This is a genomic window from Nitrospirota bacterium (assembly GCA_040757595.1).
Taxonomy (GTDB): Bacteria; Nitrospirota; Nitrospiria; order Nitrospirales; family Nitrospiraceae; genus JBFLWP01.
In genome coordinates, this window is sequence record JBFLWP010000002.1 from 285,894 (window position 1) to 309,767 (window position 23,874).

General features: G+C 65.3%; 22 protein-coding genes and 1 riboswitch. Of the genes, 10 read left to right on the forward strand and 12 right to left on the reverse strand.

What is annotated here, in order from left to right; all coding sequences use genetic code 11:
• Nucleotides 1–15: 15 nt before the first annotated feature.
• The 3 genes from AB1411_03280 to AB1411_03290 are packed head-to-tail and all read right to left on the reverse strand — an operon-like array spanning nucleotide 16 to nucleotide 3,095.
• Nucleotides 16–1,566: an iron ABC transporter permease gene (locus tag AB1411_03280; protein MEW6542613.1), complete on the reverse strand. Its 1,551-nt coding sequence runs from the start codon at nucleotides 1,564–1,566 to the stop codon at nucleotides 16–18.
• 18 nt (nucleotides 1,567–1,584) lie between these two features.
• On the reverse strand, nucleotides 1,585–2,631 hold the full coding sequence (locus tag AB1411_03285) for an extracellular solute-binding protein (protein MEW6542614.1): 1,047 nt from the start codon (nucleotides 2,629–2,631) through the stop codon (nucleotides 1,585–1,587).
• 32 nt (nucleotides 2,632–2,663) lie between these two features.
• Nucleotides 2,664–3,095 (reverse strand): transcriptional repressor, encoded by a 432-nt coding sequence (locus AB1411_03290; GenBank protein ID MEW6542615.1) that lies wholly within the window; start codon nucleotides 3,093–3,095, stop codon nucleotides 2,664–2,666.
• Between the two features lie 227 nt (nucleotides 3,096–3,322).
• Between AB1411_03290 and AB1411_03295 the strand changes: the two genes are divergently transcribed.
• The gene (locus AB1411_03295) at nucleotides 3,323–4,825 is read left to right on the forward strand and encodes an aldehyde dehydrogenase family protein (protein MEW6542616.1); all 1,503 of its coding nucleotides are present in this window, start codon (nucleotides 3,323–3,325) and stop codon (nucleotides 4,823–4,825) included.
• A gap of 94 nt (nucleotides 4,826–4,919) precedes the next feature.
• Nucleotides 4,920–5,462, forward strand: a complete 543-nt coding sequence (locus AB1411_03300) for a hypothetical protein (GenBank protein ID MEW6542617.1) — start codon at nucleotides 4,920–4,922, stop codon at nucleotides 5,460–5,462.
• Between the two features lie 60 nt (nucleotides 5,463–5,522).
• Here AB1411_03300 and AB1411_03305 read toward each other — a convergent pair whose 3' ends face one another.
• The gene (locus tag AB1411_03305; GenBank protein ID MEW6542618.1) at nucleotides 5,523–7,067 is read right to left on the reverse strand and encodes a carboxypeptidase M32; all 1,545 of its coding nucleotides are present in this window, start codon (nucleotides 7,065–7,067) and stop codon (nucleotides 5,523–5,525) included.
• 128 nt (nucleotides 7,068–7,195) lie between these two features.
• Between AB1411_03305 and AB1411_03310 the strand changes: the two genes are divergently transcribed.
• The 3 genes from AB1411_03310 to AB1411_03320 all read left to right on the forward strand — a co-directional run bounded on the left by AB1411_03310 (nucleotide 7,196) and on the right by AB1411_03320 (nucleotide 9,290).
• A complete protein-coding gene (locus AB1411_03310) occupies nucleotides 7,196–7,849 on the forward strand; it encodes a class I SAM-dependent methyltransferase (GenBank protein ID MEW6542619.1) in 654 nt (217 codons plus the stop codon).
• A gap of 45 nt (nucleotides 7,850–7,894) precedes the next feature.
• Complete coding sequence (locus tag AB1411_03315) at nucleotides 7,895–8,803, forward strand: DMT family transporter (protein MEW6542620.1); 909 nt, start codon at nucleotides 7,895–7,897, stop codon at nucleotides 8,801–8,803.
• Nucleotides 8,804–8,882: 79 nt separating this feature from the next.
• Nucleotides 8,883–9,290: a nuclear transport factor 2 family protein gene (locus tag AB1411_03320; protein ID MEW6542621.1), complete on the forward strand. Its 408-nt coding sequence runs from the start codon at nucleotides 8,883–8,885 to the stop codon at nucleotides 9,288–9,290.
• A 15-nt stretch (nucleotides 9,291–9,305) separates the two neighbouring features.
• Here the strand turns inward: AB1411_03320 and AB1411_03325 are convergent, their stop codons facing one another.
• Complete coding sequence (locus AB1411_03325; GenBank protein MEW6542622.1) at nucleotides 9,306–9,521, reverse strand: hypothetical protein; 216 nt, start codon at nucleotides 9,519–9,521, stop codon at nucleotides 9,306–9,308.
• Nucleotides 9,522–9,638: 117 nt separating this feature from the next.
• On the opposite strand from AB1411_03325, the gene AB1411_03330 reads away from it, so the two are divergent.
• Nucleotides 9,639–11,138: an alkaline phosphatase D family protein gene (locus tag AB1411_03330; protein MEW6542623.1), complete on the forward strand. Its 1,500-nt coding sequence runs from the start codon at nucleotides 9,639–9,641 to the stop codon at nucleotides 11,136–11,138.
• A 110-nt stretch (nucleotides 11,139–11,248) separates the two neighbouring features.
• Complete coding sequence (locus AB1411_03335; protein ID MEW6542624.1) at nucleotides 11,249–11,731, forward strand: hypothetical protein; 483 nt, start codon at nucleotides 11,249–11,251, stop codon at nucleotides 11,729–11,731.
• Between the two features lie 623 nt (nucleotides 11,732–12,354).
• On the opposite strand, the gene AB1411_03340 is transcribed toward AB1411_03335, so the two are convergent.
• The 6 genes from AB1411_03340 to thiC all read right to left on the reverse strand — a co-directional run bounded on the left by AB1411_03340 (nucleotide 12,355) and on the right by thiC (nucleotide 17,749).
• Complete coding sequence (locus tag AB1411_03340) at nucleotides 12,355–12,555, reverse strand: hypothetical protein (GenBank protein MEW6542625.1); 201 nt, start codon at nucleotides 12,553–12,555, stop codon at nucleotides 12,355–12,357.
• 134 nt (nucleotides 12,556–12,689) lie between these two features.
• Complete coding sequence (locus AB1411_03345) at nucleotides 12,690–13,781, reverse strand: aminomethyltransferase family protein (protein ID MEW6542626.1); 1,092 nt, start codon at nucleotides 13,779–13,781, stop codon at nucleotides 12,690–12,692.
• A gap of 61 nt (nucleotides 13,782–13,842) precedes the next feature.
• Nucleotides 13,843–14,232, reverse strand: a complete 390-nt coding sequence (locus AB1411_03350) for a histidine kinase (GenBank protein ID MEW6542627.1) — start codon at nucleotides 14,230–14,232, stop codon at nucleotides 13,843–13,845.
• A gap of 57 nt (nucleotides 14,233–14,289) precedes the next feature.
• A complete protein-coding gene (locus AB1411_03355) occupies nucleotides 14,290–14,805 on the reverse strand; it encodes a tetratricopeptide repeat protein (GenBank protein MEW6542628.1) in 516 nt (171 codons plus the stop codon).
• Nucleotides 14,806–14,919: 114 nt separating this feature from the next.
• On the reverse strand, nucleotides 14,920–15,720 hold the full coding sequence (locus tag AB1411_03360) for a sulfide-dependent adenosine diphosphate thiazole synthase (protein ID MEW6542629.1): 801 nt from the start codon (nucleotides 15,718–15,720) through the stop codon (nucleotides 14,920–14,922).
• Nucleotides 15,721–15,805: 85 nt separating this feature from the next.
• A complete protein-coding gene (gene thiC, locus AB1411_03365; protein MEW6542630.1) occupies nucleotides 15,806–17,749 on the reverse strand; it encodes a phosphomethylpyrimidine synthase ThiC in 1,944 nt (647 codons plus the stop codon).
• Between the two features lie 159 nt (nucleotides 17,750–17,908).
• A riboswitch (TPP riboswitch) is annotated at nucleotides 17,909–18,012 on the reverse strand.
• A gap of 246 nt (nucleotides 18,013–18,258) precedes the next feature.
• On the opposite strand from thiC, the gene nadA reads away from it, so the two are divergent.
• From nadA to lspA, 3 genes are all read left to right on the forward strand, one after another.
• Nucleotides 18,259–19,362 (forward strand): quinolinate synthase NadA, encoded by a 1,104-nt coding sequence (gene nadA / locus AB1411_03370; GenBank protein MEW6542631.1) that lies wholly within the window; start codon nucleotides 18,259–18,261, stop codon nucleotides 19,360–19,362.
• An 80-nt stretch (nucleotides 19,363–19,442) separates the two neighbouring features.
• Nucleotides 19,443–22,274 carry an isoleucine--tRNA ligase gene (ileS, locus tag AB1411_03375; GenBank protein MEW6542632.1) on the forward strand — a complete coding sequence of 944 codons (2,832 nt, stop codon included), beginning with the start codon at nucleotides 19,443–19,445 and terminating at the stop codon, nucleotides 22,272–22,274.
• An 11-nt stretch (nucleotides 22,275–22,285) separates the two neighbouring features.
• A complete protein-coding gene (gene lspA / locus AB1411_03380; protein MEW6542633.1) occupies nucleotides 22,286–22,789 on the forward strand; it encodes a signal peptidase II in 504 nt (167 codons plus the stop codon).
• A gap of 29 nt (nucleotides 22,790–22,818) precedes the next feature.
• Here lspA and AB1411_03385 read toward each other — a convergent pair whose 3' ends face one another.
• Entirely contained in the window at nucleotides 22,819–23,715 is an 897-nt protein-coding gene (locus tag AB1411_03385; protein ID MEW6542634.1) for an undecaprenyl-diphosphate phosphatase, read from the reverse strand.
• Between the last annotated feature and the right edge of the window lie 159 nt (nucleotides 23,716–23,874).

Genomic DNA, 23,874 nt, shown 5'->3' on the forward strand with positions numbered 1-23,874 from the left:
GTTGCATGTCCCGCATCACGCCGCCCGCCAGTCCTTCGAGACCAGCAACAGCAGGGCCGGCAACGTCATCACCACGATCAAGAGGGCCGACGGGGCGGCGAGCTGATAGTACTCTTCGCTGGCTTCCAGCCAGACCCGAACGGCCAGGGTGTCGAAACCCACGGGGCGCAGAAGCAGCGTGGCGGGCAGCTCCTTCATGCACTGCAGGAACATCAGGACCCAGGCGGCGACGAAGCCGCCGCGCACGAGCGGCAACGTGACCCTCCACAGGGTCCGCAGGGTGCCGAAGCCCAGGCTCCGCGACGCCTCCTCCAGGTTCGGCGTGACCTGCTGAAGCGCCGGCTCCATCGTCTGCAAACCGGCCGGGAGGAAGTGGACGATGTAGGCGATGATCAGCACCAGGGCCGTGCCGTACCAGAACGGCGCCAGGTGGGAGAACAGCAAGAGCAGGGCAAGGGCGCCGACGGGGCCGGGCAGGACGTACCCGACGTAGGCGGCCTGGAAGCAGAGCTGGTTGAGCCGGGACGGCCAGCGGGTGGCCAGGTAGGCGAGCGGGGTCCCGATGACCACCGCCGCGGTGGCTGCCAAACCGGACAGGAGCACGCTGTTCCAGACGAAGCCGAGGAACCGGCTGTCCAGCGCGCCTTCCGCCACCGCCCCGACGCTCCAGCGCAGGAGCAACCAAGCCGGCGCCCCGAACGAGACGCCGAGCACGAGCGCCAGGTAGCCGGTCACGAGGATCGTGCCGAGCAGCCTGCACCGTTTCCTCTGGGAAGCGCGGTAACGTCCGGTCGTCTGGTAAAACCGGCTGCGCTGCCGGAACCAGCGCTCGGCGAGCAGGAAGATCAGGGCGGACAGCACCAGCAGGAGGCTCAGGATCGACGCCGCGGCGTGGTCGTACCGGCCCGTCACCTGCTGGTAGACCGCGTAGGTGAACGTCTGGTAGCGCAGGAGCGAGACGGCGCCGAAGTCGGACACGACGTAGAGGATCACGAGCGAGAGGCCGGCCACGATGGCCGGGCGCAGCAACGGCAGGGTCACCCGCAGCCACACGCGAACGCGCGACGTGCCGCACACCCGCGCGACCTCCTCGAACGACACGTTGAAGTTGAGCAGGGCGGCCCTCGTGAGCAGGTAGACGAACGGGAAGGTGTCCAGGGTCATGACCAGGGTGACGCCGGCGAAGCTGTGCGGGGGGAAGAGGGGGAAGGGGCCGCCGGACCCCAACAGGTAGCTGTACACGTAGGCCAGAACGTAGGTGGGCATGGCGAGGGGCAGCGCCAGCGCCCATTCCCAGGTGCGACGGCCGGGGAAGTCGTACCGGACGACGAGCCAGGCGAGGGACACCCCCAACAGGAACGTGCCGGCTGCCACGCTCAGCGCCAGCGAGCCGGTATTGGCGAGGAGCTCGGGGATGCGGGTGATCCAGAGCCGGCCCCATACGGAGCGGTCGGTGGACAGGGCCAGGTAGGTGACGAGGAGGACCGGCAGGCAGATCAGGCCGGCGACCGCCACCGCGATGACCGAGAGCGACGAAGGGAACGACTGTCGAACCGCGACGCCCATGACGATGCTCCGGGACCGTTATCGCAAGCCAGCCCGCTCGATCAGGTTCATGGCCGGCTCCCGCAGTTCGCCGAGCTTCGCCAAGGGCACGGCCGCGGCGCGGAAACTGTCCCGTTTGGGCAGGGCGGGATCGGCGGCGACGTCGGGGTGGAGGGGATACTCCTTGTTGAGGTCCGCGAAGAGCTTCTGCCCGTCCTGCGAGGCCAGGAATTCCACGAGCCGCTTGGCGGCAGCGCGGTGGCGCGAATGCTTGGCCACGCCGACGCCCGCGACGTTCATGATGGCGCCCATGCCGCCGTCCTGCTGGTCCAGCATGAGCAGCGCGATCGGCGCGTCCGGATGGGCCGCCAGATGGCGATAGACGTAGTAGTGGTTGACCAGCCCGACCGCCGCCTCGCCCTTGGCCACGGCTTCCACGATCTGGGAGCTCTTGCCGAAGACGGAGGTGCCGGCGTTGGCCTTGAGCCCCTGGAGGAACCGCTCCGTCCGCTCGTCCCCGTACACGGCCTTGATGACCGACACGCCAGCCTGCAGATATTCGCTGCCGGCGTTGGGGATCGCGACCTTGCCCTTCCAGTTGGGATCTCCCAGCTCGAGGATCGAGGTGATCTCGCCCGGCTTGACCTGCCGCCGGTTGTAGACCAGGATCCAGAACCGGCCCGAGAGGCCGATCCAACTGTTGTCCACCGCCCGGAAGGGCGCCGGGACGCCCCGCTCAACTTCCTTGAGGTCGAGCGGCAGGAGCAGGCCCAGTTCGCGGGCCCGCTCCAGGCTGCCCGCGTCGTTGGTGATCAGCAGATCGGCCTGGGTCCGGTCCCCCTCGGCTTGGAGCCGGTTGACGAGCTCCGTGGCCCCGGAGGAGAGCAGGTCCACCTGGATGCCGGTCTTGGCTTGGAACGCGTCCAGGACCGGCTTGATCAGGCGCTCCGCGCGGCCGGAGTAGACGACCAGTCGGTCGGCGGCCCCGGCTTCCACGGCCGCGGTCAAGGTCCAAAGAGCCAGCAGAACCGCCAGCAGCCGGCCGGAAGAAGAGGAGAGAATTCGATGAAAATGAAATTGATTCATGCTCTCAATTATATGGGAAAAACAAAAAACGCTCAGTGCCGGCAGCCGGAGCAGAGGCCGTACAGCTCGAGCTTGTGGGTCTGAATCGTGAACCCGTTGCGTTTGGCGACTTCTTCCTGCAGTTGCTCGATGTCGCAGTTCTCGAACTCCACGATCTTTCCGCAGCCCGTGCAGATCAAATGGTCATGGTGTCCCTTGTGCGAGACGTTGTCGTACTGGGTCTGGGTACCGAAATGGCGGGCCTGGGCCAGGCCCGCTTCGCAGAAGAGGTTCAGCGTCCGATAGATGGTCGCCAGCCCGATGTGCGGATCCTTCTTCGCCAGGAGTCGGTACATCTGCTCGGCCGTGATGTGCTCGTTCCTCAGGAACACGTTGAGGATCTGCTCCCGCTGACGCGTCAGCTTGAGCTGGTGCTTGCCCAGGTGTTCCCTCAGGACCGTCATCTCCTTGAGTTGTCTGTTCATGGGCCGCCCCCGGCAAATTGATAATGAATATTAAAATAGGTGGGGGGTGGCGCGCAAGGGGGGCGCAGGGACGCGATCGGCCCCGCGTTGACTGGCTCCCGGGCCGGAGACTATAGTGCCCTCAGCGCAATGCTGAACGAGGAATGAGGAACGAAGGCCTCCGAATATCCCGCGTTCGTCATTCTGCATTCAGCGTTGGTTGACAGTTGGTCTACGCGGAGGCTCCGATGGCGTCGTTAGAGGTGCCCAACTTCATCAACGGCCTGTGGTGTCCGTCCCGGCCTGGTGCCTGGTTCGAGAGTCGGAATCCGGCCAATCCCGGCGAGGTGATCGGGCTGTTCCCGCAGTCGGGCCAGGCCGACGTCGACGAGGCGGTGGAGGCCGCCAACTGCGCCTTCGGCCCCTGGCGCGAGCTGGGGCTGGTCAAGCGGGCGGAGTATCTGCTGCGGGTCGCCCGGGTGATGGAAGAGGACGTGGAGGCCCTGGCCCGCGACGTCGCGCGGGAGGCCGGCAAACAGATCAACGAGGCCCGCGCCGACGTGGTCGAGGCGATCCACACGGCGCAGTACGCCTTCTCCTACGGGCACCTCGGCCAATACGGAAAGATCCTGGGCGACGAAGTGCCGACCAAGCGCTGTCACGAGGTGCTGGAGCCCAGGGGCGTGGTCGTCGCGATCACCCCCTGGAACTTTCCGGTGGCCCTCCCGTTCTGGCTCACCGGCCTCTCGCTCGTCCTGGGCAATTGCGTGATCCTCAAGCCGAGCGAGCTGACCCCCCTGTGCGGGGCGCGGATCGCCGGCTATTTCGAGAAGGCCGGCATCCCGGCCGGCGTCTTCCAGGTGGTGCACGGGACCGGCGAGGCGGTGGGCGCGCCGCTGGTGGCCCATCCCCGCACCCACGTGGTCCTCTTCACCGGCAGCTACGAGGTGGGCCTCAGGATCAAGCAGGAGGTCGCCCGACATCCCCAGAAAGTGTGTACGATCGAGACCGGCGGCAAGAACGCCGTCCTCGTGATGGAGGACGCCGACCTGGACATGGCGGTGACCGCGAGCCTCCTCTCCGCGTTCAAGACGGCCGGCCAACGGTGCGTGACGTCCGGCCGCCTGCTCGTGGACCGGCAGGTGGCGGACCGGTTTACGGAACGGTTCGTGTCGGACGCCAAGCGGGTGAAAGTGGGAGATCCGCTGGACGAGTCCATGTTCTACGGCGCCATGATCAACCGGCAGGGGGTGGAAAAGGGCCGCCGTTTCAACGAGGCGGCGCGCAAGGAAGGATTCCAGGTACTGCTGGACCGGAACACGGAGCCGCCGCCGACGCCCGACGGCTACTGGCTCAAGCCGTTCGTCTACACGGGCCCCTGGCGCAGCGACAGCTACTGCCTCACCGAGGAGGCCTTCAGCCCGCACGTCGCCATCGTGCCGGTCGGCGGCGTCGAGGAGGCGGTCGCGGTCTACAACGACACCAAGTACGGCCTGGCCGGAGCCATCATCACCGAGGATTACCGCAAGGCCAAGTACGCCGAGGAGCATCTCCAGTGCGGGATCTTTTACTGGAACTTGCCCAGCATCGGCGCCGGGGTGCGGATGGCGTTCGGAGGGGTCAAACAGTCGGGGAACCTGGTGCCCTCGGCCGCAGGCCTGATCCCGGTCCTGACCCATCCCAAAGCGGTCACCTACAACCTGGACCGGAAGATCGTGATGGCCCAGGGACTCAGCGCGGAGATCAAATAATGGGCCAGGGGCGCGTGGCTAGAGGCTAGAGGCCCCTCTCGCCTCGTGCCCCGAGCCTCTCGCCTGGCTTGAGTGTATGCGGAAGCCACTAGAAATGACCATCGACCGGACGCTGCTGGTGCACCTGCTGCACCTGGCGGAGCCCCATGGGCTCATGACGGACGTGAAGCTGCAGCAACTGGCGTTCCTCTGCGAGCTGCAACTGTTCGGCAAGGGGCTCAAGGGGTTCCACTTCGAGTTCTTCCGCTACGCCTACGGAGCCTTCAGCAAGGATCTGGACAACGATCTCCTGTCGCTGCGGCGCAAGGAGCGGCTTGAAAACTTCAGCCCGTCGGACAAGGCTGGGGAGGTCCTCAAGCTCCTGCCGGAGGCCGTGGAGGGGGGCGAGACCAACGAAAAGGTCATGGAAATCGTCGAAGCGGTCGTGGCCAAGTATGCCCCGCAGGACAGCGGCGAGATCACCAAGTCCGTCGAGGCGGTCGAGCTGTCCACCCCCGAGCAGCCGGAGTTCAAGCTCCCGATCCGGGACATCTCCTTCCACACGGTCATCCTCGTGCCCTCCCGGATCGAGGTCCAAGGCGAATTCACCCTGTCTCCCAGGATGGCCGCCCGCCTCAACGCCGCGTTAGGCTACTAGCATAGGCGCGGGGCGCGAGGCACGAGGGGGCGATCGTCCTGCTGTTTCCGCCTCTTGCCTCTAGTCCCGAGCCTCGAGCCCATACAGTTCGCTGTACTTCCGTTCCAGATAGGCGAGAAACGGCTCAGGGCTGAGCGGGCGGCCGGTGACCCGCAGGATCAGGTGATCGGGCCGGAACGTGCGCCCCCACCGGTGGACCTTCTGGTTCAGCCACTTCTTCAGGACCGTGAGCCGGCCTGCCGCGATCTCCGCCTCCAGGTCCGGCAGCTCGTGACGCGCCTGCTCGTAGAACTGCACGGCGTACAGGTTGCCCAGCGTGTAGGTCGGAAAATAGCCGATCGCGCCGAATGACCAGTGCACGTCCTGCAGGACTCCTTCCGCATCCCGCTCCGGCACGATCCCGAGGACCTCCCGCATCTTGTCGTTCCAGACCGCCGGCAGGTCTTCCACACCGACCTTCTCCTCGATCAAGGTCTGCTCGATCTCGAACCGCAGCATGATGTGGAGGTTGTAGGTCAATTCGTCCGCCTCCACCCGGATCAGCGACGGCTTCACCCGGTTGATGGCGGCATAGAATCGCTCCAGTTCGACCCCGCCCAACTGCTGGGGAAAGGCCGCCTGCAGCATCGGGTAGAAGCAGCGCCAGAAGGGGCGCGAGCGACCCACGCAGTTCTCCCAGAGGCGGGACTGGCTCTCGTGGATGCCGAGCGAGAGGGCCTCTCCCAGCGGCGTCCCGTACCGTTCCTGGTCCAGGCCCTGGTCGTAGAGCCCGTGTCCGCCCTCGTGGATGCAACTGAACAGACAGGCCGGCAGCTCCTTCTCGTAGACGCGGGTGGTCACCCGCACGTCGGTCGGATGGAAGGAGGTCGTGAAGGGGTGGGCCGACATGTCCAAGCGTCCACGGGCGAAATCGTAGCCCATGGCGGTCAGGACCAGCCGCCCGAACTCCACCTGGCGGGACGGCTCGTAGCGCAGGAACAGCATCGAGTCGTCGATCTTCACGGAGGATGCGACCACCCGGCCGAGAAGCGGGACGAGCCGGGCCTTGAGCGTCGCGAAGAGCGGGCGCAAGGCGGCCACCGTGGCGCCCGGCTCGTAGGTGTCGAGTAGCGCGTCGTAGGGGGAGTCGTGATAGCCGAGGTATCGGGTCTCTTCGCGCTTCAACGTCACGACGGTCCGGAGATTCGGCAGGAACAGGGAGAAGTCGCTCTGCTTCCTCGCTTCCGTCCAAACCTGCTGGGCCAGCGAACATTCCCGGCCCAGGCGTTTGACGAACTCCGAGGGCAGCCTCTTGGCGCGGCTGAAATCCCGCCAGACCTCCCGCAGCAGGGCGCGGGACGGCTCGTCCCAGGAATCGCCTGGCGTCTCGATCGGAAGCCCGGTAGCCGGGTCGATCCATCGGCCGAGCAGGTCCTCGATCTCCGGCGCGACCAGCTTGTCATGGGCGAGTCCCTGGAGCGTCGCCAGTTGTTCCGCCCTGGCCAGGCCTCCTCCGGACGGCATGTAAGTCTCCTGGTCCCAGGACAGGAGCGAGGCCGCGCTGGTCAGGTGCTGGATTTCCTTGAGTCGCGCCGTCAGGGGTTCGAGCGTCGCCAACGTTTTCATCTCGCCTCGTGCCTTCCCCTTAACGCCTCTTACGTCTTACGTCTGACGTTTCACGGCTTTTCGCGGTATGATGCCCGGCCAGTGTACGCAACCGGTTCGCCGTTTTGCAATCAGCGGGAGGAGCGAGCATGAAAGCGCTGGTCTTGCCTGAAATCGAAGCCTATGCCGAGGCGCACTCGGCCGCCGAGTCGGAGGTCTGTCAGGCGCTGCGGGAGGAGACCTATCGGACCATGGATAGCCCTCAGATGGTTGTCGGTCCGCTGGAGGGGGCCTTCCTCAAGATGGTCACGCAGCTCGTGGGGGCCAGGCACGTGTTGGAGATCGGGACGTTCACCGGCTACAGCGCGCTGTGCATGGCCGAGGTGCTGCCCGAGGACGGTCGCCTCATCACCTGCGAAATCGACCTGGACTCGTTGGAACTGGCCAGGAAGTACTTCGCCAGGAGCCCCCACGGGCGCAAGATCGAAATACGGATGGGGCCGGCGTTGGAAACCTTGCGCGACCTGACCGGGCCGTTCGACCTCATCTTCATTGATGCCGACAAGGTCAACTACGTCAATTACTACCGCCGGTCGCTGGACCTGATCGCGCCGCGGGGCGTCATCCTCGTTGACAACGTGCTCTGGAGCGGGGACGTGCTGCTCGAGCCGCCGCCGGACCAGTCCACCGCCGTGATCCAGGAGCTCAACCGCCTGGTGGCCCGGGATCAACGGGTGACGTCGGTGCTGGTGACGATCAGGGACGGTGTCTTAGTCATCCGCCCGACAGGACACGCGAGTTGAAAGATCTTGACGCGGTGGGGACGGCTTGCTATAGGCCGTGGCCGTATGAGTAAACCCTCGGAACTCTCGGCCTACGGCGCGCTCGTCACGGCGGCGGTCGTGTGGGGCGGCTCGATCGTCGGCCAGAAGCTGGCCCTCGGGTCGTTCTCGGCGGTCGAAACCTCCGTGCTCCGCGGGATCGGGGCGCTGGGGATCCTGATTCCACTCTGGTGGTGGCAGGAGGGCGGCTCGGTCAAGTTCTCCCGCCGGGACCTCGGCATCTTCGCCGCGCTGGGGCTGGCGGTCCTGGGCAATCACCTGCTCACCCTGTTCGGGCTCCGGTACATCGGGGCGGCGGCGGCCGGGGTCATCATCGGCGCGAGCCCGGTCATCACGGCCCTGCTCTCCTCGCTGTTGCTCCGAGACCTGCCGTTCAAGGCGGTGGCGGCTGGCTGCGCGGTCTCGTTTGCCGGCGTGGCCCTCGTCTCAGGGATCGGAGCCGAGAGCGCGGCTGGAGAGCGACCCTGGCTGGGCGGGACGCTGGTGGTGCTGGGCCTGGTCAGTTGGGCCCTTTACACGGTCGGCGGTCGCCGGACGATGGAGCGCTTCTCCCCGCTCACCGTGAACTGGGCCACGCTGTTGATCTCCATCCTGTTTCAGATTCCGCTCCTCTTGACGGACCAGAAGCTGATGGTCGCCGGGATCGGTTCGGTGCCTCCGTCCGGCTGGTGGGCGCTGGGCTACCTGATCGTGTTTGCGACGGCTCTGGGACAGCAGGCCTGGCTGTACGGCGTGCAGGGGATCGGGCCGTCCCGGGCCGGCGTCTTCGTGAACCTGATCCCGGTGGCGGCTCTCGTGCTCTCCACGCTTGTCCTGGGCGAGTCCATCGGCGGCAAGGAGCTGGCCGGCATCGCCTTGATCCTGGCGGGCGTCTGGCTGGTGAACCGGCAGTCGGCGAGGGCCGGCGGCCGGTGATGTCCGCCCGTCGTTCCCGCAAATGGCGAGCCTGTCTCTCCCTTCGCAGCAGGCAGCCGTTTCGAGTATGATACGCGCCATGAGCGAAGAAGCAGAGCGGGTCAGGCTGCAGATCGAGGCGGTGACGCGGGCGAACGAGGCGTTCTACGAAGCCTTCGAGGGCCTCGACATCGAGCGGATGGACGAGGTCTGGCTCCAGCGGGACTATGTCACCTGCATCCACCCGGGCTGGACGCGCCGCGACGGCTGGCCGGCCGTGCGCGACTCCTGGGTCATCATCTTCAACAACACCTTTTCGATGGAGTTCGAGCTGACCGACGTGATGGTCCAGGTGGCGGAGGACGTCGCCTGGGTCATCTGCACGGAGAACATCACGAGCCGGATGGGCGACACCGCTCACGAAAGCCGGGTGCTGGCCACCAACCTGTACGAAAAGGTGGGGGATCGCTGGTACCTGATCCACCACCACGGCTCCCAGGTGAGGTGAGGGAGGGAAGGGGCGCTACTTTTCCTCTACGACGAGGGTCTTGGCCCATTCGGTCATGACGGCGTCCCGCTCTTCCATGGTCATGGCCGCGTACTTGTGGAACATCGCCGACCCCTTTTTCCGCCGCCAGGCGACGAAGTTCAGGAAATGGTCCTTGCAAAGCGCGTTGGTTCCGGCGGGAGCGTAGGCCCGGACGGTGCAGTTCGCCACGGAACAGGTCTGGGTGCTCATTGCTGCGGTTCTCCACGATGATGTGAAGTTCGACCGCAGTATGCCGGACCCACGAGCCCGAATGCAACGGGCTGCCGGCTTGACGCGAGCCGGTCCGGTTCAGTATGTCAAAGCCCCGTGAAGATTTCCGGATCCGGTCCTTTCCCCTTCCTGCTGGCTTCGGCCCTGGCCCTGGCGGTTCCAGTCCATGGGTGCACGTCCGAATCCCGGCCGGGGCTCCCACCAAACAGCCCCTTCGCAGACGCCACCGTTGGCACGGACCGGCTCCTGAGCCACGGCGTGGCCGCGGGGGACGTCACGGCCGACTCGGCCCTGGTCTGGTTCCGGACGAACGGTCCCGCTCGGTCCCAGGTCGAGTGGTGGCCGGAGGACGGCCAGATGGGATCGCAAAGCATGCGATCCGCGGCGCCGATCAGAAGCGCGGTCGTGGCCACCAGCCGCGCGCGGGACTTCACCGCTGCCGTGCGATTGACGGGCTTGACGCCGGGCACTGGCTATCGGTACCGGATCCTGACCGGCCCGCCCGAGGGCGAGGCCGAGTTGAAGCCGGCGCGCGATCGCGGGGCGGGCCGCTTTGCCACGGCTCCCGGCCCGGATAGCTCCCGGCCCCTCCGGTTCGTTTGGAGCGGGGACCTCGGCGGGCAGGGGCGCTGCCGGGACGCAGGAACCGGCTATCGGATCTTCGACCAGATCGTTCAACGTCAACCCGCCTTCGTGCTCCTGCTGGGCGACCTGATCTACGGGGACGACCGGTGCCCGTCCCCGCCCAACGTGCCGGGCGGGGATTTCCTCGCGACGACGCTGGAGGAGTACCGGGCCAAGCACCGCTACCAGCGAGGCGACGCGGCGTTGCAGCGGCTGCTGGCTTCGGTGCCGGTCTATGTCATCTGGGACGACCACGAGGTCAGGAACAACTTCTCCGGCCCGCACGATCCCCTGATGCCGGTCGGCCGGCAGGCCTTGCTCGAGTACTGGCCGATCGGGACGTCCGGGGACGACGAGTTCCGGCTATATCGGCGGGTCCGGTATAGCGCCGATCTGGAGCTGTTCATCCTGGATACGAGACAGTATCGCAGCCGGAACGCCGAGCCGGACGGGCCCTCCAAGACGATGCTGGGCGAGGCCCAGCGGCGGTGGCTGTTGGAAGGGCTAGCCGCCTCGTCGGCCACGTGGAAGGTGATCGCCACCAGCGTGCCGCTGTCGAACCCCAAAACCGGGAACAAGCTGAACTCCGGCAACGACAGTTGGGCCCGGGGTGCGGACGGGACGGGCTTCCAGGTCGAGCTGCGCGGCATCGTCCAGATGATCCTGGACCGCCGGATCAGGAACGTCGTCTGGCTGGCCACGGACGTACACTACGTCCAGATCAATGCCTACGATCCGGACCGGGACGGAGCGACGGACTTTCACGAGTTCATCTGCGGCCCCCTCTCCTCCGCTCCCGGCATCCTGCTTCCCCCGGACCGGGCCTTCAACCCGACGACGCTCCACGGCGAGAGCGGGTTCCTGAACTTCGGCCTGGTCACGGTCGGGCCGGACGCGCTCGGCCTGGCCATCGTTGACGAGGCCGGCCGGTCCCGCTTCACCACCACCATTCCTGCGAGGAAGGATCGTTAACCCCCTTGCAATCTCGCCCGGAAGCCGGCTAGGGTAGGCGTCCGCCGGGGCGGGAGCGATCCGTCCTGGCGGCGGAACGACAACCACGGAGCGGTGAAGGAGAGCACGACATGGCTGGGTTGATGACGGCGGAAGAGGTGTTCGAAAAGGCGAGGGCAGCGGCCCTGGCCGCGACTGGGCCGGACGAGCGCGGTTTGCAGATTGATTACCCGGCCCTCAAGGCGAATATCCAGGTGGCGCTCGGAGACCGGAAGGTGGCGCTGGTCCACGCGAACAAGTTTCTGCCCGAGGGATACGAGGAGCAGGGACGTTTCAACCTGCTGCTGTTGACGGCGGGGAAAGTCCTCTACGACATGGTCATCGGGGACTCCTATTTCCGGTATGATGTGGTCTCCCTTGGGGACATTGACAAGGTCCAGATCATTGACGCGGTCTGGGAAAACCGGGAGAAGCGGCGGGAGGAACCGTTCCTGAGCCTCCGCTTGATGCACGCGGACGAGACGCATCTCCTTCTGGCGCTGGACGAGAACGAGCGCAAGAGCCTCCTCACCTTTGCCGCCGCCGTGACCGCGGCGCGGCATCCGGAACGGTAGGCTGGAACGGTGAACGATGAATGCTGAACGCTGAATGGGGGGGAAGACGACGGTCTTCAGTTCAGCGGCGGCAGCCGGGGAAACAATCTCCTGGGTGCCCGGTTGGCAAGGGATTGACGATGCCCGGTTGGTCTCGCAGAGGGTCCCACCGAGATTGACAATAGAAACTGCCGACAGTTGACAATAGGTTGACGATCTGCCCGCTTTGCCGGAACATCACCTCGGTCCTTCCCGCCATGGTCAGCCGCGTCTCGGTGCCTGATCGGCGTAAACTTTTCTTCAGACTGCCAGAGCCACGGGTTCAGGCACGGTGGCTAACAACCACTCTCAGCGGTCACTGCAAGCGATCTGCTGAAGCGCGAAGTTAGCCTTGCTGCTTGATGCGTCGCTCATACTCTTCATGAGGTCCGACCCACACCCAAACGAAACTGCCCCATCCTCAACAGCCGGCGCCCGGTGATGAGGCCCCACCCTCACGGACCACAGCTTGCCAATCTTTTTGAAGTGTAGCGAAGGGTGTGCGGGATTTTCTTTCAGGAGGTCGAAGTTGTGTCGGGCCACTCTTTGGACAGCTTCCGGAAGGTGTGCATAGCAAGCCCAAAACCGAGCCGTTGTGCGATGTTTCACAGGTCCTTTAGCGTCCCTTTTGCTTTCTCTTCGAGCGCTTCACGTATCAGGAAATCCAGCTTTCCAGCCTTGGAATCGGCTTCGATCTCCTTATCCCATCGCTCCCAGTCCTTTTCTGACAGCCACCGGACGAGTTCGGTGAACTCCTCCCGAGGAAGCTTCTCGATCTCCGTCTTAAGTTGATCTACTTTCGACATGGTCTTTCCTCCCGACACGGCCGACCAACACCGATTTGCCAGGCTTGAAGTCTGACGCAACGTGCGGCCGGATTCACGAACTCAGTATGCCATCATTCCCGGCTACGCGCCACACCCCGCTGCGCGGTGAACGGCTAGCCTTTGGTGTGGAAGGGCAGGGCGTGGACGGTGGCGGGATATCGCCGACCGTCGTGTTCGACGGTCAACTCGGTGCCGGGCTGGGTGAAGTCGCGCAGAGGAAAGCCAAGCGCGATGACCTGGCCCAGTGAAGGGGAGGGGGCCGCGCTGGAGATCCAGCCGACTTCCCGCTCGCCGCTGAAGAGCTTGGCCCCTCTGGGCGGGACCACCGGATCCTTGAGCGCCAGCCCCACCAGCCGGCGCCTGACGCTTCCGTAGGTGTCCATCCTGGCGACCACCTCCTGCCCTGGATAGCAGCCCTTGCTCAAGCTGAAGGCCTTGCCTTCCAGGTTGGCCTCCGGCGGGACGATTTCTTCGGTTAAGTCCATGCCGGCTCTTGGAAGCCCCGCCTCGATCCGGAGGGACTCGCGGGCTGCGATCCCGAAAGGCTTGAGCCCCATCGGACCTCCTGCCTCCCAGAGCCGTTCCCAAACCGAAATGAATCTGTCTGCCGGCAGCAGGATTTCGATGTCGGTTTCGCCGGTCTCCTCCGTTCGGATCAGCAACATCTCTTGCCCGTCGATCTGCTGCGTGAGGAAGGCCAGTGGTTTGAGCCCCGCCACATCGGCTCCGAGCGAGGCTTTGACCAAGTCATTGGACTTGGGGCCGCTGATAAGCAGGAGCCCCCAGGTCTCCGCGCAGTTCTCGATCTTGGCCTTGGTGCCGTAGAGGAGGAACTTGCGAAGGGCCTGGAACGTCGTTTCGCCGATCTCGCCCACGTCCTCCAGCATCAGGGCCTCGGCCAGGAGGTAGACCCGGAAGTAGGTGAGCATCTTGCCCTTGTGGGTGAGGAGGCTGGAATAGAGGCCCTGCCCGACGGTCAGCGGCAGGATGTCGTTGCTGATCACGCTCTGCAGCCATTTCACCCGGTCCTCGCCGAGGACCCGCAGCTTCCCGCGGTGGGAGAGGTCGGCCAGGCCGACGCCCGCCCGCACTGCCCGGTGCTCGGCCGCCGGATCGCCGTAATGGAGCGGCATGGTCCAGCCGGCGACCTCGCCGAAGACGGCGCCGAGCTTCTCGTGCTGGTCGTGGAGGCGGGTTTGCTTCATGGGATCGTGAGACGTGAAATGCCAGACGCGAGACGAAAGACCGGCTTCCTCTGAGAACCCCTCACGCCTTACCCCTTACGGTAAGTTCCTCGATCAGCTCCCGCGTCCTTGCCGAGAACTCGTTGCGGGAGACGATCTTGGTCACGCCCAGCTCTTTGGCGCGCCGCCACGCCTCGACTTCCTCGTGGTTGGCGAAGGCCAGGATCGGGAGGGCCGGCGCACCTGTTCGAAGGTCCTGGATTGCCCGGAAGGGGTCGAATCGCTCCTCGTTCAGGTTGACGACCAGGGCGGCCGGCGCAGCGGAGGCAGCCTTGACCGCCGCGTCTTCCTGCGTCCGCACCCGCTCGAGCGTGTAGTCGCCGCCGCGCAGCGCGTCCCGGACCTTCGTGTAGAAGAATACGTCGCTCACGGCGACGAGCACGACTTTGTCTTTGTGATCCGGTTGGTTCATAGGATCCTTGAACGAGTACCCGAAAAGCCGCACCCCTGCGCCTCGTGCCTGCTTCGTTCAGTTCAACATGCTGATCAGCCGGCTCAGCGAGCGCTTGGCCAGGGCGTACTTGGGGTTCAGCGTCAGGGCCTTCTTGTAACTTTCGATGGCCCGGTCCCACTGGCCCTTCCGCTCGTACACGCGCCCCAGGTTCAGGTGCGGAAAGGCAGGACTCTCGTAGCGCCTGGCCTGCATGGCCTTCTCGAACCAGGGGATGGCCTCATCGAATTGCCCCTTCTCGATCAGATAGGCGCCGATGTCGTTGTACGGGTTCCCGAAGTCCGGGTCCTGCGCGATGGCGTGGTGGCACTCCTCGATCGCCTCGTCCAGCCGGCCCATGAAGCTGTAGGTCCAGCCCAGGAAGGTGTAGGCCTCGGCGGTCGGGTGTGTGTCGATCGAACGCTTGTAGAGGTTGACCGCCTCCTCGAGCTCGCCCTTCATCTGACGCTCGTAGGCCTGCTGGAACAAGTTCCAGGCGTCCCGTTTGGCCTCTTCGCCGCCTTCGCCCTGCAGGAGAAAATCCTGGATGTCCATGGATCGCAACGAAGAGCTGATGGCCTATGGCAAACGGCCGATGGCACGGAACCGGGGTCAAAACCGCAGCCTCTTTTCCGGGCCATATGCCATCAGCTATAGGCCATACGCTTCCTATTCCTGCTTCAGTTTTTTCCTGATGAGTTCGGCGCCGTACCGGCCCGAGAGCAGCATGGAGCCGAAGGCCGGCCCCATGCGCGGCGTGCCGTAGACCGCGGCCACGGCCAGCCCGACCACGAAGCAGTTGGGGTAGACTTCGCCGGTGCGCTCCATGACCGCCTCCTCGGAGCGCGAGACCCACATGGCCCCGTTGCCGGGCACCTTCTCGTACAGGTTCCGCCGGTGCAGCAGGTCCACGACCACCGCGTCGTGGCCGGTGGCGTCCACCACCACGCGGCTCTCCAGCGCGATCGGATCCACGTGGATCACGTCGTGCCCCGCCATTTCGGCCGTGGTGTTGTTGACCACGACTCCTTCGAGCACGCCGTCCTGCCGCAGGATCAGGTCCACCACGCGCGTGAGGTTCATGATCTTGGCGCCGGCCCGGTAGGCGGCGGCGATCAGGGCTCCGGTCGCGTGGGGCGGGTCCACCAGATACATCCCCTCGCAGTCCTTGACCTGCTTGCAGGGGACGCCGAACTCCTCCAGGATCTCGTGGGCGGGCGCGCAGATCGAGGCCTTGTTCATCAGGTAGCCGCCGGACCAGAACCCGCCGCCCAAAGCCAGGGACTGCTCCACGATGAGCGTCCGGAAGCCCATGGCCGCCAAATCCCTGGCGCAGAGCAGGCCGGAGGGACCGGCTCCCACCACGATCACGTCGCTCTCGATGAGCTGGTCGAACTCTTTATAATATTCCCGCGCGATCTGGCGGGTGACGTCACGCTCCCGCAAGGGCGCCGGTTTGGGCCGTTCCATGGTGACTCCCTCAGAGTGTTCAGTTTTCAGTCGTCAGTCTTCAGTTTGAAACTGACCACTGATCACTGAGAACTGACAACTTGACTTAGAGGTAAATCTCCGCTCCCGCCTTCTTGAACTCTTCGGCCTTCTCCTTCATGCCGATCTGGATCGCCTGCCGCTCGTCCACCTGCTTCCGGGCGGCGTAGTCGCGCACGTCCTGCGTGATCTTCATCGAGCAGAAGTGCGGGCCGCACATCGAGCAGAAGTGCGCCACCTTGGCCGCGTGGTCGGGCAGCGTCGCGTCGTGGAAGGCGCGGGCCGTGTCCGGGTCCAGCGACAGGTTGAACTGGTCCTCCCAGCGGAACTCGAACCGCGCCTTGGAGAGCGCGTTGTCCCGCGCCTGGGCGCCGGGGTGCCCCTTCGCCAGGTCCGCGGCGTGGGCCGCGATCTTGTATGCGATGACGCCGGCCTTGACGTCCTCCTTGTTCGGCAGCCCGAGATGCTCCTTGGGCGTCACGTAGCAGAGCATCGCGCAGCCGTACCAGCCGATCATCGCGGCGCCGATCCCGGAAGTGATGTGGTCGTAGCCGGGGGCGATGTCCGTGGTCAGGGGACCCAGGGTGTAGAACGGGGCCTCGTCGCACTCCTCGAGCTGCTTCTCCATGTTGACCTGGATCAGGTGCATCGGCACGTGGCCGGGGCCCTCGATCATGACCTGCACGTCGTGCCGCCAGGCGATCCGGGTCAGCTCGCCCAGGGTCTCCAGCTCCGCGAACTGCGCCTCGTCGTTGGCGTCGGCGATCGAGCCGGGCCGCAGGCCGTCCCCCAGGCTGAAGGCCACGTCGTAGGCCTTCATGATCTCGCAGATCTCTTCGAAGTGCGTGTAGGCGAAGTTTTCCTCGTGGTGGGCCAGGCACCATTTCGCGTGGATCGAGCCGCCGCGGGACACGATGCCCGTCATCCGCCCGGCCGTGAGGGGGATGTAGGCCAGCCGGACGCCGGCGTGGATCGTGAAATAATCCACCCCCTGCTCCGCCTGCTCGACCAGGGTGTCCCGGTAGACCTCCCAGGTCAGGTCCTCGGCCTTCCCGCCGACCTTCTCCAGGGCCTGGTAGATCGGCACCGTGCCGATCGGCACCGGCGCGTTGCGGATGATCCACTCGCGCGTCTCGTGGATGTTCTTGCCGGTGGAGAGGTCCATGACCGTGTCCGCGCCCCACCGGATCGCCCAGATCATCTTCTCGACCTCCTCCTCGATCGAGGAGGCCACCGCCGAGTTCCCGATGTTCGCGTTGATCTTCACGAGGAAGTTCCGGCCGATGATCATCGGCTCGGACTCCGGGTGGTTGACGTTGGCCGGGATGATCGCCCGGCCCCGCGCCACCTCGTCGCGCACGAACTCCGGGGTGATCCTGGCCGGGATGGCCGCGCCCCAGCCCTGGCCCGGGTGCTGGAGGACGCCGCCCCCGTGGCCGTTGCCGTTCGAGCGGCTCTCGGCCAGCCGCTCCCGCGCCTGGTTCTCGCGGATCGCGATGAACTCCATCTCGGGTGTGACGATCCCTTTGCGCGCATAGTGCATCTGTGTCACGTTCATCCTGGCCTTGGCCCGCAGCGGCTTCCGGATGTGCTGGAAGCGCAGGTGCGCGAGCTTGGGGTCCGCGGCCCGGAGCCGGCCGTACTGCGAGGAGACTTGGGACAGTTCTTCCACGTCATGCCGGCCGGTGATCCAGGCGCGGCGCAGCGGGGCGAGGCCTGCCCGCAAGTCGATCGTCACCGTCGGGTCCGTGTAGGGGCCGGACGTGTCGTAGACGGTGACGGGAGGGTTGGGGATCGGCTCCCCCCCGTTCGCCGCCCGGGTACCCGTTGCTCCCCGGGTTGCAACGGGTGTGGGAGTGAGGGCGATCTCCCGCATCGGCACCCGGACGCCCGGCAGGGTCCCCTCGACGTACACCTTGCGCGACGCGGGCAGCGGCTGCGTCGTCAGGGTAGAAGGCCCTGCGCCGTTCCCGTTACCGGAACCGTTGGCATGGGGCTGCTGGGTGCTCATAGCAACGATCCTTTCTCCAAAAAAAGTTATCAGTGGGTCAGTACTCAGTTGTCAGGCTTCGCTCGCTGAGAACTGAAAACTGTCTACCGATAACTGATTTCTCCAAAACAAAAAAGCCGCACCAGGTAGAAGGGTGCGGCTGCCAAGAGTCTCCAAGGCCAATGGGCCCTGCCGCTTCCCTACGCTGGTATTATCCAGGTCAGGTTCTGAGGGTCGTCCGTGAGATTCGGACTCTCAGCCGTGAGGCTCCCCTAGCTATGGACGGTGATCGTACACCCCGTTTTTTCCGGTTGTCAACCGGCCCGCCGACCAACGGGCCGGCGCCGATCGGCCCCGGGAGGTCCGACGCACCGGATGCCCCGCCCTGGGAGGGAGGGCGGGCCGTTGATTGTCCGGAGCGGCTGTCGTAGAATGCGCACTTACGTCAGACGGGCGGCGGTCCAGGCTGGCTCCGGAGCGGTTGTGAACGGCTGGCCGCAACAGTCCGGGATAAAGGAAGCCAAACCAAGGTGAAGGCCCTCGCGTCGGTCCCGACATCGGTGACGGAGTATCAGGCCCTGACGCCGCAGGAGCTGTTCGAGCGGACGGCGGCGGCCAAGAGGACCCTGGGCGACCGGGCGCTGATCCTCGGGCACAACTACCAGCGGGACGAAGTGATCGAGCACGCCGATTTTCGCGGCGATTCGCTCATGCTGGCCAAGCTCGCGGCTGAGCGCGCCGAACGGCCCCACATCGTCTTCTGCGGCGTGCACTTCATGGCCGAGACCGCCGACATCCTCAGCCGCTCGGGGCAGACCGTCATTCTTCCGGACCTGTCGGCCGGCTGCTCGATGGCGGACATGGCTGCGATCGAGCAGGTGGACCAGTGTTGGGAGTCGCTCTCCCGCATCCTGCCGGTTGAAGAGGCCGTGACGCCGGTCGTCTACGTCAACTCGGCGGCGGTGCTCAAGGCATTCTGCGGCGAGCACGGCGGGATCACCTGCACTTCTTCCAACGCCAAAGCGGTGATGGACTGGGCCTGGGCCCGTCGCGAGAAGCTCCTGTTCTTCCCCGACGAGCACCTGGGCCGCAACACGGCCAACAGGATGGGCTTGCCGCGCGAGCAGATGATCGTGTGGGACCCCTTCATGCCGAACGGGGGGCATACGGCGGACGCAGTCCGCAAGGCCCGGCTCATCCTGTGGAAGGGCCATTGCAGCGTGCACCAGATGTTCCAGCCGGCCCACGTGGACTACTTCCGGCGGAAGTACCCGGACGGCAAGGTCATCGTGCATCCGGAATGTCACGAGGACGTCGTCAACAAAGCCGACCTGGTCGGCTCCACCGAGTTCATCATCCGGACGGTTCGCTCGGCCCCAGCCGGAACGACCTGGGCGGTGGGGACCGAGCTGAATCTGGTCAATCGCCTGAAGCGAGAGCAGTCCGACAAGCACGTCTTCTTCCTTTCCTCCACGGTCTGCCAGTGCGCCACCATGTTCCGCATTGATGCTCCCCACCTCTGCTGGGCGATGGAAAACTTGGCCGAAGGCCACGTCGTGAACCGCATCGTCGTGCCGGACGATGAAAAGGCCTGGGCCAGGATCGCGCTGGACCGCATGATGGCGGTGAGTTGAAAGCGCTCAGCGGCAGCTCACAGCCCGGACCACTTTCAATCGCTGCATGCTGATGGCTGACTGCTCTACGGGCGGTCTCAATGGACTATAAAGCGACGCTCAACCTCCCGCGCACCGATTTCCCGATGAAGGCGAACCTGCCGCAGCGGGAGCCGGAGCAGCTTGCCTGTTGGGAAGAAGAACGGCTCTACGAGCGGATTCAGGAGGCCGGGCGGGGGCGCCGGCCCTATATCCTTCATGACGGCCCGCCGTACGCCAACGGGCGCATCCACATCGGCCACGCGCTCAATAAGATCCTCAAGGACATCATCGTCAAGTCCAAGACCATGGCCGGCTACTGGGCCCCCTACGTGCCGGGCTGGGATTGCCACGGGCTGCCGATCGAGCACCAGGTGCTGAAGGAGCTCGGCGAAAAGAAGAAGGGGCTGGACACGCCGGCGATCCGCAAGCTCTGCCGCGACTATGCAGAGAAATACCTGAACATCCAGCGGGACGAGTTCAAGCGCCTGGGCGTGCTCGGGGACTGGGACCATCCCTACCTCACGATGGACCCGGCCTATGAGGCGACCATCCTGCGCGAGTTCAGCAAATTTGTGGCCAAGGGCGGTGTGTACAAGGGGCTTAAGCCGGTCCTCTGGTGCACGGTGGATCAGACCGCCCTCGCCGAGGCTGAGGTGGAGTATGAAGACCATACCTCGCCGTCCATCTACGTTAAGTTCCCGCTGGTCAACGGACCGGATATTCTGGGCAGCGCAGCTGTATGGAAGCTGCCGTTTCCCAAAGAGGTGAAGAGCGTCTCGGTGGTCATCTGGACCACGACCCCTTGGACGCTGCCCGCGAACCAAGCGGTCTGTCTCCATCCCGAAATTGACTATGCCTTCGTGAAGGTGGGCCAGGAGGTGCTCGTCGTCGCGCGCAACCTCGTGGACGGGGTTGCCAAGGCCTGCGCGCTCTCGGATTATCGAGTGCTCGGAACCAGGAAGGGGAACGAGGGATTCCTGGGGTTGGAAACCCATCGGCCCCTAGCCGACGGGCTCTCGCCCATCCTGCTGGGGGATTTCGTTACGGTGGATCAGGGGACCGGTTGTGTGCACATCGCGCCGGGACACGGGCAGGAGGACTATGAACTGGTCCTTGAATACAACCGGCGGGCTGCAGCGCCGGGCGAGCGGCTGGAGATCGTGGCGCCGGTGGATGGCGCCGGACGGTTCACCGAAGCCGTCAGGGAGTTCGCCGGGCAGCACGTGCTGAAGGCCAACCACGGCATCGTCGAGCGGTTGCGCGCCAACGGCCGGCTGCTTGGGAGCGGCACGCTACCCCACTCCTATCCCCACTGCTGGCGGTGCAAGCAGCCGGTGATCTTCCGGGCGACGGAACAGTGGTTCGTCTCGATGGAGACGAACCACCTGCGGGCGAAAGCGCTCGCCGCCATTGACCAGATCGCGGAGCACAAGGGCTGGATTCCGCCCTGGGGGCGGGATCGCATCCACGGGATGATCGAGAACCGCCCGGACTGGTGCCTCTCCCGCCAGCGGGTCTGGGGCGTGCCGATCCCCGGCTTCACCTGCACAGCCTGTAAAGAGGTCTTGGCCGATCCCAAGGTGATCGAGCATGTCGCGGCGCTGGTCGAGCGGCAGGGGGCGGACGTGTGGTTCGAGAAGCAGGCGGCGGAGCTGATCCCTGGCGGCACAACCTGCCGAAAGTGCGGCGGGGGTTCGTTCGAAAAAGAGCGGGACATTTTGGACGTCTGGTTCGAATCGGGCGTGAGCCACGCGGCGGTGCTGAAGCCCCGCCAGTGGTGGCCCGCCGACCTCTATCTGGAAGGCTCCGACCAGCACCGGGGCTGGTTCCACAGCGCGCTGCTCTCTTCCGTGACGACCGATGGCCAGGCGCCGTACAAGGCGGTGCTGACTCACGGGTTCGTGGTGGACGGGGCCGGCAAGAAGATGTCCAAGTCGGCCGGCAACGTCGTGGCGCCGCAGGACGTGATCAAACAGTCCGGCGCCGAGATCCTGCGCCTGTGGGTGGCGGCCCAGGATTACCGGGAGGATCTCCGGATCTCGCCGGAGATCCTGAACCACCTGGTCGAGGCCTACCGGAAGATCCGGAACACCTGCCGGTTCCTGCTGAGCAACCTCTACGATTTCGATCCGGCGGCCCATCGGGTGCCGTACGAGCGCCTGCCCGAGCTGGACCGGTGGGCGCTCTTACGGCTGGGCGAGTTGATCCGTCGTGTCGAGGAGGCCTACGAGGACTTCGAGTTCCACGCGATTTTCCACGCGCTGAACAATTTCTGCTCGGTGGACCTGAGCTCGGTCTACTGCGACATTCTCAAGGACCGGCTCTACACGTTCCGGGCGGATTCGCCGGAGCGTCGCGGGTCGCAGACCGTGTTCTTCGACGTGCTCGTGGCCGTGACCAAGCTGATGGCGCCGATCCTCAGCTTCACCGCGGAGGAAATCTGGCGGACGATGCCGGAGGCCTGCAAGAGGAGCCTGGGGACGTCCAGCGTGCACCTGGCCTCGTTCCCCAAGCCAGACGACCGTTGGAGCGACGCCGAGCTGTCGAGCCGGTGGGAGCGCCTGCTGGCGGTGCGGGTCGCCGTGCAGGGGGAGTTGGAGAAGCAGCGGCGGGACAAGGTGATCGGGTCGTCGCTGGAGGCTCATGTCCGATTGCGCGCCAATCGAGAGACCTACGATTTCCTCGCGCGCTACGAGACCGACCTGCCGACGTTGTGCATCGTCTCGCAGGTGTCGTTGGCGTTGGGGGACGAACAGGGGGAGAGTCTGCAGGTGGCCGTGGCAAAATCCGAGCATGCGAAGTGCGAGCGGTGCTGGAACTATCGCCGCGCGGTCGGGTCGTTCCCCGATCACCCGACCCTGTGCGACCGCTGCGTCGAGGCGATCCGGTGAGCGGCGGGACGATGCGATACAGCCTGCTGGCCCTGATCAGCCTGGGCACGATCGTGCTGGACCAGGTGACCAAGGTGCAGATCATGCAGACCATGCGCCTACACGAGTCCATCCCCATCGTTCCCGGCTTTTTCAGCCTGACCTACATCCGGAATCCCGGGGCGGCCTTCGGCATCCTGGCTTCGAGCAGCAACGGATTCCGGCTGTTCTTCTTCGCGTGCACGTCGCTGTTCGCGCTCGGGCTGCTCGGCACGATCTTTTTCCGGCTCCGCCAGGACGACTGGATCGGGCGGCTCAGCATCGCGGGGATCCTGGGCGGGGCGATCGGCAACTTTCTGGACCGGCTGCGGTTCGGGGAAGTGATCGACTTTCTGGACTTCTACGTCGGCACCTACCACTGGCCGGCGTTCAACGTGGCCGACTCGGCCATCAGCGTCGGCGTCTGTTTCCTGATCGCCCACTTTGCGTTCGAGAAGAAAGAGCCGGACGAGGCCTTGCAGCAGAACCGTCCGTAGCCCGACGCGTTTTCTCCCCCGAGGTCCCTTCAGCGGAAGATCATCAGCACGAGGGCCCCGAGCGCCATCCGGTAGAAGGCGAAGACGCGGAGCGTGTGCCGCTTGACGAAGGCCAGAAATGCGGCGATCACCGCCCAGGCGACGAGGTACGACACGATCAGCCCGATGAGCAGAGCGAACGTGTCTTCGGTCGTGAACAACTCGCGGGACCTGACGAGCTTGTAGCTCGTGGCCGCGATCATGGTGGGCAAGGCCAGGAAGAAGGAATACTCCGTGGCCACTTTTCGATCCATGCCGGTGAGCAGGCCGCCGACGATCGTCGCCCCCGAACGGGAAACGCCCGGGATGAGCGAGAAGCACTGGGCCAGCCCGACCAGGATCGCGGTCATGAAGTTGACGCGCTGGAGATCGGTGATGTGCGAGCGGTGCGGTCTCGCTTCGACCATGAGGATGACCAGCCCGCCGACGATCAGGGCTGCGGCGACGGTCCTCGGGTTGAACAGATACATCTCGATCCATCCCCTGGCCAACAGGCCCACCACCGCGGCCGGGATGAACGCCAGGCTCAGGCCGATGAGGAACCACAGGTTCGGGTGAGTGTCCGAGGAGCGGTAGAGGATGTAGCTCCAGCCCTCCTGCATGGAGCGCTCGCTGGCCGAGCGGGAGGATTCGATGAGACTCCGGAAGGAGGCCTGCTCCTTCGCCGCGCTGGCCAGCACCGCCGCGATCCGTTCCCGCTCGTAGGTGATGACGGCGAGGATGGCGCCGAGCTGAATGGAGATCTCCACGCTCACCGCCACCGCGCCGGTGAACCTCAGCCAGTATCCGAGGATGATGAGATGGCCGGTGGAAGAAATTGGCAAAAATTCCGTGAGCCCTTCCACCAGGCCCAGCAAGGCCGCCAGACCCGGTCCCCAATCCGACATCGCGCCTCCCCGCGTGCGCCGCGCCCACTGCCTGGTCGCGAGCAAGGCGCATAATCACAGAGTCGTATGGCCGAGTCAAGACAAACGGCGTACAGTCGGGAACCGCATGGAAGTCGCGGCCTCTATTGACAAAATGGGGCTGATGGACTACACATCTGC